Source organism: Rhizobium ecuadorense (assembly GCF_001187535.1).
In the GTDB taxonomy this organism is placed as follows: domain Bacteria; phylum Pseudomonadota; class Alphaproteobacteria; order Rhizobiales; family Rhizobiaceae; genus Rhizobium; species Rhizobium ecuadorense.
Genome location: NZ_LFIO01000325.1, coordinates 14,187 through 26,936 on the forward strand (window position 1 = coordinate 14,187; position 12,750 = coordinate 26,936).

Consider the following 12,750-nt stretch of genomic DNA (forward strand, 5'->3'; position numbering starts at 1 on the left):
CTGTGGGCATTTCCGCTGCGGTAAATTGACTTGTTTGTATTGAAGTGGTTGGCACGGATTGGCCTGAATCGTTCGAGGGGGCGGTCAATTTCGTTCCAGAGGTAGTCGCCGATGAGCGCGATATAAACCAATGGCAGCGGTGCGACCTGGGACACAAGCCCGCCGCCCTGCCTCCTCTGCGTTCCGGCCGCAAGCGGTGCGGGGTCGATCGCGTCACGGCCAACGCCGCGCCATCGAGACGGAGCGTCTCCCCCGGTTAATCCTTGTCAGTTCGCCGGATTGCGCGCGGTGACGATCCAGGCCGCGCCGTCGAGCATCACAGATCGCTCGCCGGGGCGGTCCGCGAAGACGGCACGAACCGCGGCCGAGGCGCGGGCGCGGATGTCTTCGGGCTGATCAGCGAGAGCGCGCGCCAGCGGGCCGACTTCGAGTGTCATCTTCACCGCGTCGTCGATCGCCGCGTCCCGCGTCCCGCCCTCGCCGAACGGGATGGAAGCATCGAAGGGCGCGATAGCGATATCGGCGAATCCGGCCGCCGTCAGAATACGCGCCACCCGCCCCCGGTCGCCGAACGAGAACGGGCCGGGCGCTTCGGGATCGGGCGGCGCCGTCGGGGGGACGATGCCCTTGATCGCGCCCATCGGCAAGCGCACCCAATCGTTCTCGGCCATGCCGCGCCAGCAGACGAAAGCGATCCGCCCGCCCGGCTTGAGCGCACGGCGCATATGGGCGAACGCCCCTGTCGGATCGTCAAAGAACATTACGCCGAAGCGCGAGAACAGGATGTCGAACGCGCCCTCAGGCAACTCGGTGCTGCTGGCGTCGGCCACCTGGAACCGGGCCGGCGTATCCTGCGGCGCTAACACGCGCGCTCTGTCGATCAGCGGTTCAGATATGTCCACGCCCAGCACTTGGCCCCCCGCGCCGACGCGGGCGGCCAAATCCAGGCTAGACGCCCCCGCGCCGCAGCCGATGTCCAGCACGCGCTCACCCGTGGCGGGCGCGGCGGCTTCGATCGCGGCCTGGCCGAACACCGCCATCATGGCATCGAGCCGGGCCTGGTAAGCGACCCAGCGCTCCCCGCCTGGGCCATTCCAGTCGGCTACCTGATAAACATTTTTCTCTGCCATGATGCCATAACCTTGTTCTGATCCGTTCTTGACTAGGCTATCCGCCCGCGTGGTCGCTGCCACCGTGCGCGGCGATGAACATGGCGACGGCCGACCGGCAATAGGATTCGATTTCGTTGTCGTCCTCTGCCCTTGCCTGATCGAAGCGCGCAATAATCAGGAGATCGGATCCTTTGAAAAGCGCGCCAAATAAGCGGGCGGACTGGAGAGGATCGGGCACGTTCAGAACCGCCTTCGCGTGCAACTGACGCAACAGGGCCTCGATTTGGGCGATGACATGGGCGGGGCCGGCTTCGTAATAGAGCTTGCTCAACGACTTTTGATTCGTCTTGTCGGCCATGACCATGGCTTCGACACTGCGGACGTCCGGGCTCAACAGCGTGCGAAGCAAGGATGATCCCACCGCCATGAGCTGCTCTTCGGCCGAACCGTCGACGCCTTCAAAAAGGGCCTGTGGTGCAAACTGATGGCAGCGGTCCGCGATGGCCGCGCTGAACAGCGCCTCTTTGTTCTCGAAGTGCCGATAGATGCTGAGCTTGGATATCTTCGCACGCTGGGTGACCTTGTCCAATGTCGTCGCTTGAAAACCCAATTCCACAAAGAGTTCGTATGCTGCGTCGACTATCGTTTGGCCAAGCGCCTCGTTGGCTGGCCGGCCGCGCCGACCTCGACTATTTTCGGTCACGACCATTAGGATCCTTGACAGTATCGTTATTCATGCTTTACGATACCATGCAGTATCAAAACTATGCAAGTCAAAGAGTGGATTTTATGCTGTCCTCCAAATCAAGTTTCTCCTGGCCGCCCAGCGATATCGAATGCGGCATTGTGCCGACGGCCAAAACAGTGATGGGCGACTTTCTCGCCGATGCCGAAGCCCTGCGCGCTGGCCGTCTCGGGCGCGAGTCGCTGGACGATATTGCGCGCCAACCCCAGCTCAACCCCCTCCATCCGCAATACGGAGCTTATCACCATGGATGACGTCATCATCATCGGCGGCAGCTTTGCCGGTCTCGCCGCCGCCCTGCAGCTCGGCCGTGCCCGCCGCAAGGTCACCGTTCTCGATACCGGCCTGCCACGCAATCGCTTCGCCGGCCACTCGCATGGTCTGCTCGGCCACGATCACAAGCCACCACTGGACATCCTGGCCGAGGCGCGGCAGCAACTGACGCGTTATCCCACGGTCAAGCTGGTCAATGCCCGAGCCGACAGCATCTCCGGCGCCATCGATGATTTCTCCGTTCTCACTGGCGATGGCGAAAGTCTTGGGGCGCGCCGCCTGATCCTGAGCTATGGCGTCGCCGATCAGATGCCTGATGTTCCCGGCTTTGCCGAAAGCTGGGGCACATCCATCGTGCCCTGCCCCTATTGCGATGGCTTTGAGGTCGCCGACCAGCATTGGGGCCTCGTCTGGTCCGGCCCGCCGTCGCACAATTATGTCAGGCTGTACCACGACTGGACCGACACGTTGACGGTCTTCGCCGATGGTCACGACATTGCACCCGATATCCGCGCCGATCTGGCGCGCCGCAACATCCCTGTCGTCGATGGCCGGATCGCCGAAATCGCCCATCACCGGGGCCATATCACCACCGTTAATCTCGAGAGCGGCCGCAATGCCGGGGTCGATATCCTGTTCGCGCATCCGCGCAACAAGCCGTCCGCAAGCCTGCATGACTCACTGGGCCTCGCCACGGTCAATACGCCCTTCGGCATCGCCCTCAAGGTCGACGAGCGCCGCGAAACCAGCATGCCGGGCATCTACGCCGCCGGCGATCTCGCAAACCCAGCCATGAACTCGGTCACCACGGCAATATCGCAGGGCGCGACGGCAGGTATCTCCGCCCAGCAGTCGATGCTGGCTTGAGAGCGTAGTTTGCTTTCTCCGGTTGCCGCGGGCAATCATGTTCAGAATCCGGTCGATCCGCAGCAGGCCCATCCTTTCGCCGCCGCCTGGGCGGCGAAGCCAGCCTTGAATACGATGCGAAATACGGCAAACGGCCGGGAGTCCGAGACCAGGGTATCGTTATTGCGGACGAGTTGCTTTCTCAGGTCGCACCGCTTCCCTGGGCCCATATCGCGCCCACCGGCGATTATCTCAGGCCGATCCGCGCGAACCGCTTCAATCCAAACAACTTCAATTCCCTTAGCGGCATTATTGTAGAAATGCCCACGGAGCCCCGACCTCATCTTCCCTTGGGGACGATAGCAAGGCCGCGTCTCATTGCGCCTTATGGAAATCGGCTGCACGAGACACTATCTCTGGGCAAACAAGGAGACATCCAATGACCGAAGAACGTGCAGTGCTCGCCGGCGGCTGCTTCTGGGGCATGCAGGACCTGGTCCGCCGATTGAACGGTGTGAGTTCGACCCGCGTCGGCTATACCGGCGGCGACGTGCCGAATGCGACCTACCGCAACCACGGGACCCATGCCGAAGGCATCGAGATCATCTTCGATCCGGCCAAGACCAGCTATCGCGACATCCTCGAATTCTTCTTCCAGATCCACGATCCGAGCACGCGCAACCGCCAGGGCAACGACGTCGGCACGAGCTATCGCTCGGCGATCTTCTATACCAGCCCCGAGCAGGAGCGTGTCGCCAAGGATACGATCGCCGATGTCGACGCATCGGGCCTGTGGCCCGGCAAGGTCGTCACCGAAGTCGTGCCGGTGAGCGATTTCTGGGAGGCCGAGCCCGAGCATCAGGATTATCTGGAGCGGATCCCGAACGGCTATACCTGCCACTTCGTCCGGCCCGGCTGGAAGCTGCCGGTTCGGCAGAAGATCGCCTGAGCCATCAGGCCTCCATCGCCGCGCGGCTGGTTTGCAGAAGTGCGGCGATGAGGTTTGCCCGCGGCGACGAACGCGTCGCGACGATGCCGACAGTGCGCATGGCCGACGCACGCGGCAGGGGCAGCTTGACGATATCGAGCCCAGCCGGCCACGGCGGCGCCCAATCCGGCACGATCGAGATCCCGAGACCGCGATTGACCATCACCGCGATCGCCTCGAGCGCGTCGAGTTCGTAACGCTCGATGGGGCGAATGCCGATCTCGCGCAGATATTCGTCGGCGATATGGCCGCCCCATTGGTTGCGGTCGTAGCGGATGAAGGGTTGGGTCCTCAGCAGCTCGAGCGGATCGGCCCGCTGGAAGCTTCGCGGCGCGATCAGCACGAGGGGTTCCTGGCGCAGCGTATTGAAGGTCAGCGTCTTCTGCATCGGAAATCGCGGTTCGATGATGAAGGCCGCATCCAGCGCGCCGTTCAGAACCTCGGTATAGAGATCCATCCAAGCGCCCGGCCGGATGAAGATCTCGATCAGCGGAAAATCCTGGGCAAGACGGTGGAGAATGTCGGGAACAAGACCCGTCAGAGCCGTGTTGATCGCGCCGAGCCGCATCTCGCCCGAGATCGTCGCGGTACCGGCCATCGCTTTCAGGTCGCGTGTATCGCGCACCAGGTCCCTGCAGCGTTCGAGAATGGCAAAACCCGCCTCGGTCGGCCGCATGACGCGGCCGGAGCGCACCAGCAGCCGCACCCCCAATTCAACCTCCAACGCACGGATGCGCTGGGCGACGGCGGCCGGCGTCAGGTTCAGCCGCTGGGCGGCCTGCGCCAGCGAGTGCCGCTCGGCAACGACAATGAAGGTTTCGAGAAAACGCGTGTCCATCGATAGTTTTTCTATCTCTTGAACGAAGCAAAAGCGATATTTTATTTACAGTTCGATGCTCCGAAAGATGGCTCGACCATCTGAGGAGACGAGCGACATGGATTTGGGCCTCACGGATAAGACAGCTCTTGTGCTTGGCGCCGGCGGCGGACTGGGCAGTGCGATCGCCGCGAGGCTTGCGCGCGAAGGCACCAGAATTGTCGCTGCGGATATCGATCTCGCCGCCGCGCAAAAGACCGCAGCGACAATCGAATCCGAAGGCGGCAAGGCGCTGGCGTTGCAATGGGATCTTGCCGATCTCGCCTCGATCGATGCGCATGTCGCCGCAATCGAACGTGACGTCGGACCGGTCGATATCCTCATCAACAATACCGGCGGCCCGCCGCCGACCATGGTTTCCGGCCAGGACGCTGATGTCTGGAACCGGTATTTCCAGAGCATGGTGCTCTCCGTCATCTCGATAGCCGATCGCGTCCTGCCTGGGATGCGGGCGCGCAAATGGGGGCGCATCGTCACCTCGACCTCGTCGGGCGTGGTCGCGCCGATCCCCAATCTCGGCATCTCGAACGCGCTGCGCCTGTCGCTGGTGGGATGGTCGAAAACCTTGGCGCGCGAGGTTGGCCGCGACGGCATCACCGTCAACATCGTCCTGCCGGGCCGCATTGCCACCGGCCGCATCACCTTCCTCGATGAGCAGAAGGCCAAGCGCGAAAACCGATCCATTGATGACGTCATCACTGAAAGTACCGGCGGCATTCCGCTCGGCCGTTATGGCCGGCCGGAAGAATACGGCAATGTCGTCGCCTTCCTGGCGAGCGAACCCGCCTCCTATCTCACCGGATCGGTGATCCGCGTCGACGGCGGCATGATCCAGAGCATCTAGACGAAACCTGATTGGAAACGATACAATGGCCCTCGACGCTCAAGCAATAGCAACCCTCAACACCGTCTCGACGGCGACCCTGACGACCGTTCTTCTGAAGAAGGGACTACGGAACGTCTGGATTCGCGGCGCCGTTCCGCTGAAGCCCGGCCAGCCGCGCATCGTCGGCCCGGCCTTCACCCTGCGTTTCGTTCCAGCCCGTGAAGATCTGGCGACACCCGCCTCCTGGGCCTCGCCGATCTCGACACGTGGCGCAATCGAGGCGATGCCTGAAGGTTGCGTTGCGGTCGTCGATGCGATGGGTGTCACCGATGCCGGCATTTTCGGCGATATCCTCTGCGCCCGCATGCAGAAGCGCGGTGTCGCGGCCCTCGTCACCGACGGCGTCGTGCGAGACGTCGCCGGTGTGCTCGACAGCCACCTGCCGGTCTGGTGCCGCGGCGTCGCAGCCCCCCCTTCGGTCGCCGGCCTCACATTCGTCGCCTGGCAGCAGCCGATCGGCTGTGGCGGCGTCGCGGTCTTCCCCGATGACATCATCGTCGTCGACCAGGACGGCGCGGTGCTGATTCCGGCCGATCTGCTCGACACCGTGCTCGATGAAGCGCCGGAACAGGAGCGTATGGAAGCCTGGATCATGACCAGGATCGATGACGGCGTGCCGCTGCCCGGCCTCTATCCGATGAACGCCGATACCAGGGCGCTCTACGAGGCTTCGAAGAAATAATTTTCAGGCCAAATTGAATTGAAAGGGTCGCTGCGTCGCGAGCCTTTTTGTTTTGGCTCAAATTGAAACTGCCCCGGAAAGCCGGAAACCCGTCGCATCTCAATGACCCGGCGTGTAGTCCAGGCCGCCGTCGATCCGCGTCGGGCGCCCGTCCAGGAAAAGCTCGCCGATGCGCGGCGCTGAACGGGCGATGACCTTGCCGCGGCGGATCACCGCCAGCCGATTGGGCTTCAGCCGCAGCGCTTCCAGCGTGTCGCTTGCCTGAAGGATGACGAGGTCGGCATTGCATCCTTTCTCCAGGCCGTAGCCTGCAAGCCCCATCGTCTTCGCCGAATTGACGGTCAGGGCATCGAAGATCTTCTTCTTGTCGTCGATGCCGGCCATCTGCGCGACATGGATCGCCATATGGCCGACCTCCAGCATGTCGCCCGATCCCATCGAATACCAGGGGTCCATGACGCAATCGTGCCCGAAGGAGACATTCAGCCCGGCGTCCATCAGCTCGCGCACCCGGGTCATGCCGCGGCGTTTCGGATAGGTATCGTGCCGGCCCTGCAGCATGATGTTGATCAGCGGGTTGGGGATGACGTTGATCTTAGCCTCCGCCATCAGCGGGATGAGTTTCGAGACATAATAATTGTCCATCGAATGCATCGATGTCAGATGCGAACCGGCGACGCGTCCCTGCAGGCCGAAGCGGATGGTTTCAGCCGCCAGCGTCTCGATATGGCGCGACAGCGGATCGTCGGTTTCGTCGCAATGCATGTCGACCGGCAGGCCGCGATCGGCGGCGATGCGGCAGAGCGCCTCGACCGAGGCCGTCCCTTCGCCCATCGTCCGTTCGAAGTGAGGAATGCCGCCGACGATATCGACGCCCATGTCGAGCGCCCGGTTGAGCGCATCGACCGCGCCCGGCGAGCGGTAATAGCCGTCCTGCGGGAAGGCGACCAACTGCAGATCGATATAGGGCGCGACCCTCTCGCGGACCTCGATCATCGCCTCGACGGTCACCAGCCTGGGATCGCTGGTATCGACATGGCTGCGGATGAAAAGCAGGCCTTGCGTCACCGCCAGATCGCAATAGCGCAGCGCGCGATCGACCAGTTCCTCCTTGGTCACGATCGGGCGCAGCTCCCCCCAGAGCGCGATGCCCTCGAGCAGCGTACCCGACACGTTCATCCGCGGCAGGCCAAGCGATAGCGTGGCGTCCATGTGAAAATGCGGATCGATAAAGGGCGGGCTGACCAGCCTGCCGGTTGCGTCGATTTCCTCCGGCGCCTGCGCCTGCAGATTGCGCTCGACGGCGATGATCCTGTCGCCCTCGATACCGATGTCGATGCCGGTTCGGCCATCAGGGAGATTTGCGTTTCTGACGATCAGATCGAACATCGGAGCCTCTTTGGATGTGGACGGTCTCAGCGCTCGCCGCGACGATAGGGTTGCATCAGCGCCTGCGGGACGCGGGCGCGGCGGGCCATGACGGCTAGCGCGGCAATGGAAAGGATATAGGGCGTCATCAGGAAGAGCTGATAGGGTACAAGTCCGCTCAGCGCAGTTTGCAGCCGAAGCTGAAAGGCATCGAAGAAGGCGAAGAGCAGAGCGCCGAACAGCGCGCGTCCCGGCCGCCAGGAGGCGAACACGACAAGCGCGATGCAGATCCAGCCGCGCCCCTGCACCATGGTCGGGAAGAAGCTGTTGAACGCCGACAATGTCAGAAAAGCGCCGCCCATTCCCATCAGCGCGCTGCCGATGATGATTGCACCGTATCGCACCTTCATCGGATTGACGCCCTGGGCTTCGGCTGCATGCGGATTTTCGCCGGTCATGCGGATTGCGAGCCCCACGGGAGTTCGGAAGATGATGTAGGCCATCAGGAGGGCAATCACGATCGCAAGATAGGTCGGCGCCGTCTGCGTAAAGAAGGCCGGGCCGATGAACGGCAGCGTCGAGAGGCCGGGGATGGCGATCGGCTGGAAGGGCACGATGGTGGGCGGCGTATTGGCAAGCGGCACGATCAGCCGGAAGACATAATAACTGAAACTGGAGGCAAAGAGCGTGACGCCGAGACCGGAGACATGCTGGGACAGGCCGAGTGTCACCGTCAGCCCCGCATGCAGCAGGCCGAAGATGCCGCCGGAGACCGCGGCGATCAGCAGGCCGGTCCACAGATCGGCGCCGTGATAGACGGAAAGCCAGCCGATCATCGCGCCGAAGGTCATGATGCCTTCGATACCGAGATTGAGCACGCCGGCCCGTTCGCAGAGCAGGGCGCCGAGCGTGCCGAAAATCAGCGGCGTGGCGATCCGCAGGACTGCCGCCCAGAGCCCGGCGGAGGCGATGATATCGAACAGTTGCGTCATCGCCTTATCCTGTATTGGGTGAAGAACAGTGCGATCAGCATCGTCAGCAGCGACAGCGCCACGGTAACGTCGGCAATATAGGTCGGGATGCCGAGACCCCGGCTCATGCCGTCGGCGCCGACGAACATCGTGGCGGTGAAAATGGCGGCGAAGACGACGCCGAGCGGATTGAGGTTGGCGAGCATGGCGACGACGATGCCGGCATAGCCGAAACCGGGCGACAGGTCCGTCGTCACATAACCCTTGACGCCCATCACCTCGATCGCTCCGGCGAGCCCCGCAAGCCCGCCCGAGAGACAAGCAACCTTCACCAGTGTTCTGCCGAGCGGCACGCCTGCGAAGACCGCGCCGGCGGGACTGAGGCCTGCTGCGCGAGACTGCATGCCGAAGACCGTGCGGGACTGGACGAAGTGGACGACGACCGCCAGGGCGATCGCAATCGCCAAACCGATATGCAGGCGCGAGCGGGCGATCAGCTTCGGCAGCATGGCATGATCGCTGACGGATTGCGACTGCGGCCAGCCGAAGGCGAGCGGATCCTTGAGAACGCCGTCGATGAGCATCGAGACGAAAAGCACGGCGATGAAGTTCAGGAGCAGGCTGGTAACGACCTCATCGACGGAAAAGCGCAGCCTGAGCCACAGCGGAACCAGGATCAGCACCATGCCGGCAATCGCGCCGATCAGCAGCAGGAGTGGGATAAGGATGGGTGCCGGAAGATTGCCGAGCAGTTTCGAGCTTGCCGCCGCGACGGCGATGGCGCCGAGGTAGAATTGGCCCTCGGCGCCGATATTCCAGAGCCGCGCGCGAAAGGCGACGGCAGCGGCAAGTCCGGTCAGCATCAGTGGTGTTGCCCGCGTCAGTGTTTCGGTCGCCGAAAGCCGCGAGCCGAAGGCACCGGTCAGGATGCGCCAATAGGCATCCAGAACAGGTGCGCCGGCGATCGAGATCAAGATGCCCGCCAGCGCCAGTGCTGCAATGACCGCGACGACAGGCGTGAATATCAGCAGGGAAAGCGGACGGTGTTCGCGGCGCTCAAATCGCATGATCGGCCTCGCGGGTCTCTTGCCATTCCCCAGCCATCATCAGCCCCAGCCTGCGGGCGTCGGCGCCATCGGCGTCGACGGGCGGCGACAGCCGGCCGCCGACGATCGCCTGGATACGGTCTGCGAGCGCGATCACCTCGTCAAGATCCTCCGAGATCAGCAGCACGGCGGTCCCCTGCCGGCGGGCTTCGAGCAGGCGCGCATGCACGGCGGCCACGGCCCCTTCGTCGAGGCCGCGGGCAGGCTGGGCGGCAATCAGGATGCGCGGCCGCCGATAGAGGCTGCGCCCGAGAATGAGCTTCTGCATATTGCCGCCGGACAGCAGCCGCGTGCGGATCGCCGGGCCGCCGCCGCGAACGTCGAAGCCGTCGATGATCTCGCGCGCGAAGGTTATGCCCGCCTTGCGGTTGACGAGACCGTGGCGGGAGAAGGCCGGCGAGGCGAGGCGCTCCAGCACGGCGTTTTCCCAGATCGCCATTTCGCCGATCACGCCCTCATGGTTGCGGTCCTCGGGAATGCGGCCGATGCCCGCGTCGACGACATCGGCGACGCCAAGATTGCCGACCACTTCGCCAAACAGCCTGAGGTCGCCGCCGCTGCGCGCCAGCGTCCCGGAAAGAAGATGCGCCAACGCCGCCTGACCATTGCCCGAAACGCCGATAATGCCGAGGATCTCTCCCTGGTGCAGCCGAAAGCTGATCGATTTCAGACGATCGATGCCACCGGTTCGCGCGGTCACGCCTGAAGCCTCTAGCGCAACGGCGCCGGGGGTCGACGGTTCGCGAACGGGCCGCGTTACGCGGTGCCCGACCATCAGCTCGGCAAGTTCCGCCTTGCTCGTTTCCGATGCTCTGCGCTCGGCGACCATCCTGCCTGCGCGCAGCACGACGATGCGGTCTGCCGCCGCCATCACCTCGTCGAGTTTATGCGAGATGAAGATCAGCGACAGGCCCTGGCGGGCCATTTCCTTCAGGGTCGTGAACAGCCGCTCGGCTTCGATATTGGTCAGCACCGCCGTCGGCTCGTCGAGGATCAGGATGCGGGCATCGTTGTAAAGCGCCTTGAGGATTTCCACTCTTTGCTGCTCGCCGACCGAAAGGTCGCCAAGGCGGGCATCCGGATCGACTTGCAGGCCGAAGCGCTCGGAAATGGCCAGCAGTTTCTTGCGCGCCGCCGATGTTGCCGATCGCCAGGACCACAGCCCTTCCGTGCCGGTCATGACGTTTTCGAGAACGGTCAGATTGGGCGCGAGCGAGAAATGCTGATGCACCATGCCGACGCCGGCGCGGATCGCCGCGCGCGGCTTGCCCTGCAGCAGCTCGGCGCCGTCAATCAAAATTCGGCCGGCATCCGGCACATAGTGGCCGAAAAGGATGCTCATCAGCGTGGTCTTGCCCGCGCCGTTCTCGCCGAGCAGGGCAACGACCTCGCCCCTGGCCAGCATCATGGAAATATCGTCATTGGCAAGGTTGGCGCCGAAACGTTTGCTGACGCCGACAATTTCCAGAACCGGCCCGGTCATGACGGCAACCCCGCCACTGGAAAACGGTGCTGCCATCGCCCCTCGGCTTCCAGGCGCGCCGCCAGCGACAGAAGTTGCGGCTCGTGCCCCATCGGCATCATGAGCTGCACCGGCAGCGGCATGGCGTGCTCATCCTCTCCGAAAGGCAGCGTCAAAGCAGGAAAACCCGAAACATTGGCAAGACAGGCAAGCGGCGCAAACGCGGTCATTCGCTCCAGATGCAGATCGGTGTCGGCATGATCGGACGGAAAGGAGCCCATCGCAAGGGGGGCGGAGGCGAGCATCGGCATCAGGATGCAATCGACCTTGTCGAACAGCGCCCAGAGGGCGTGGCTCACCAGCACCGCATCGTTCAGCGTTTTCCAGAGTTCGGTGGCCGAAAGCGCTCGTCCGCGCATCGCGAAAGCCCGGGTGAGGGGCTCGGCCCTGCTTTCCTCAAGAGCTGCCGCCTCGATCAGCGCGGCGAGGTTGACGGAAACGATATCGGCGAAGGCACGGCTGCTGGCGGCGGCGCTCCATTCGAACTCGGCCCAGGCCAACGGAACGATAGCGTGTCCGTCCTTCTCGAGCACACGCGCGGCATCCGCGACGGCTGCAAGGCGATCGTCCTCGATCGGGTGGGCCGATCCGGTATGGGTCAACAGGCCGATCCGCAAACGGTCGGTGTCGACATCGGCGGGAGAGGGATCCGGAACGGGTCCGCGTGCATTGCCGCTCAGACTGCCGAAGATCAGTGCCGTATCCCGCACCGAGCGGCAGACCGCAAGTTCACTCGCGATGCCGGCAAGGTGGTTGCCGAAAAAAGGTCCGCCGGGGATGGCGCCGCGGGTCGGCTTCATTCCGACGAGACCGCAACAGGCGGCCGGCACACGGATCGAGCCGCCGGCATCGGTGGCATGGGCAATCGCGACGATTCCGGCGGCAACCGCTGCCGCCGCACCGCCCGACGAGCCGCCGGCGGTGCGGGCCGGATCGAGCGGGTTGCGACAGACAGGCCCGATTGCCGGTTCGCTGGCGAGCGAAAGGCCGAATTCCGGGCTCGTCGTCAGACCGAACAGACAGAAGCCGGCCTCGCGGAACCGCGACGCGAGATCGGAGTCGGCTCCGCCGCCTTTTCTCTCGAAGAGGCGGGAACCGGCCGTTACCGGCAATCCGCGGAAGGGACCGCCAAGATCCTTCGCCAAGGTCGGCACGCCGGCAAAGGGTCGCGCCGAGAAATGCTCGGGCGCGCTCTGCCGCTCCCGGTCGCAGGCCTGCGCCGTGGCGAGACCCATGACGCCGTCGAGATAGGCGATCGCGCCGAGCGGCTCATGCCGCGCGGCGGCCTCGAGGGAGATCTGCATCGCTTCTGCAGCGCTCAGGCTACCATGCCTGATCGCTGCCGCCAGCTCCGTCGCATCGCCCTGCATGGGG

General features: G+C 63.8%; 13 protein-coding genes. 5 read left to right on the forward strand and 8 right to left on the reverse strand.

Annotated features, from left to right (window positions below; translation table 11 throughout):
• Positions 1-266: 266 nt before the first annotated feature.
• Positions 267-1,130 (reverse strand): class I SAM-dependent methyltransferase, encoded by an 864-nt coding sequence (locus tag AF337_RS07170; protein ID WP_049731570.1) that lies wholly within the window; start codon positions 1,128-1,130, stop codon positions 267-269.
• 37 nt (positions 1,131-1,167) lie between these two features.
• Entirely contained in the window at positions 1,168-1,815 is a 648-nt protein-coding gene (locus tag AF337_RS07175; protein ID WP_049731598.1) for a TetR/AcrR family transcriptional regulator, read from the reverse strand.
• 32 nt (positions 1,816-1,847) lie between these two features.
• Between AF337_RS07175 and AF337_RS43165 the strand changes: the two genes are divergently transcribed.
• The 3 genes from AF337_RS43165 (at position 1,848) to msrA (ending at position 3,925) form a co-directional block, all read left to right on the forward strand.
• On the forward strand, positions 1,848-2,111 hold the full coding sequence (locus AF337_RS43165; protein ID WP_049731571.1) for a hypothetical protein: 264 nt from the start codon (positions 1,848-1,850) through the stop codon (positions 2,109-2,111).
• Positions 2,104-2,997 (forward strand): NAD(P)/FAD-dependent oxidoreductase, encoded by an 894-nt coding sequence (locus tag AF337_RS07185; protein ID WP_049731572.1) that lies wholly within the window; start codon positions 2,104-2,106, stop codon positions 2,995-2,997. The genes AF337_RS43165 and AF337_RS07185 overlap by 8 nt, the downstream gene beginning before the upstream one ends.
• Before the next feature lie 418 nt (positions 2,998-3,415).
• On the forward strand, positions 3,416-3,925 hold the full coding sequence (gene msrA / locus AF337_RS07195; protein ID WP_049731574.1) for a peptide-methionine (S)-S-oxide reductase MsrA: 510 nt from the start codon (positions 3,416-3,418) through the stop codon (positions 3,923-3,925).
• Between the two features lie 4 nt (positions 3,926-3,929).
• On the opposite strand, the gene AF337_RS07200 is transcribed toward msrA, so the two are convergent.
• Complete coding sequence (locus AF337_RS07200; RefSeq protein WP_049731575.1) at positions 3,930-4,802, reverse strand: LysR family transcriptional regulator; 873 nt, start codon at positions 4,800-4,802, stop codon at positions 3,930-3,932.
• Positions 4,803-4,899: 97 nt separating this feature from the next.
• On the opposite strand from AF337_RS07200, the gene AF337_RS07205 reads away from it, so the two are divergent.
• The gene (locus AF337_RS07205) at positions 4,900-5,685 is read left to right on the forward strand and encodes an SDR family oxidoreductase (protein WP_049731576.1); all 786 of its coding nucleotides are present in this window, start codon (positions 4,900-4,902) and stop codon (positions 5,683-5,685) included.
• Positions 5,686-5,710: 25 nt separating this feature from the next.
• Positions 5,711-6,409 (forward strand): ribonuclease activity regulator RraA, encoded by a 699-nt coding sequence (locus AF337_RS07210; protein WP_049731577.1) that lies wholly within the window; start codon positions 5,711-5,713, stop codon positions 6,407-6,409.
• A gap of 99 nt (positions 6,410-6,508) precedes the next feature.
• Here the strand turns inward: AF337_RS07210 and AF337_RS07215 are convergent, their stop codons facing one another.
• From AF337_RS07215 to AF337_RS07235, 5 genes are read right to left on the reverse strand one after another with little or no spacing between them, the layout of a single operon-like run.
• On the reverse strand, positions 6,509-7,798 hold the full coding sequence (locus tag AF337_RS07215) for an amidohydrolase family protein (protein WP_049731578.1): 1,290 nt from the start codon (positions 7,796-7,798) through the stop codon (positions 6,509-6,511).
• Between the two features lie 26 nt (positions 7,799-7,824).
• Complete coding sequence (locus AF337_RS07220; protein WP_049731579.1) at positions 7,825-8,769, reverse strand: ABC transporter permease; 945 nt, start codon at positions 8,767-8,769, stop codon at positions 7,825-7,827.
• A complete protein-coding gene (locus AF337_RS07225; RefSeq protein ID WP_049731580.1) occupies positions 8,766-9,815 on the reverse strand; it encodes an ABC transporter permease in 1,050 nt (349 codons plus the stop codon). The genes AF337_RS07220 and AF337_RS07225 overlap by 4 nt, the downstream gene beginning before the upstream one ends.
• Positions 9,805-11,337 (reverse strand): ABC transporter ATP-binding protein, encoded by a 1,533-nt coding sequence (locus AF337_RS07230; RefSeq protein WP_049731581.1) that lies wholly within the window; start codon positions 11,335-11,337, stop codon positions 9,805-9,807. The genes AF337_RS07225 and AF337_RS07230 overlap by 11 nt, the downstream gene beginning before the upstream one ends.
• Positions 11,334-12,746 carry an amidase gene (locus AF337_RS07235; protein ID WP_049731582.1) on the reverse strand — a complete coding sequence of 471 codons (1,413 nt, stop codon included), beginning with the start codon at positions 12,744-12,746 and terminating at the stop codon, positions 11,334-11,336. Before AF337_RS07235 ends, AF337_RS07230 begins: the two co-directional genes overlap by 4 nt.
• Positions 12,747-12,750 lie beyond the last annotated feature (4 nt).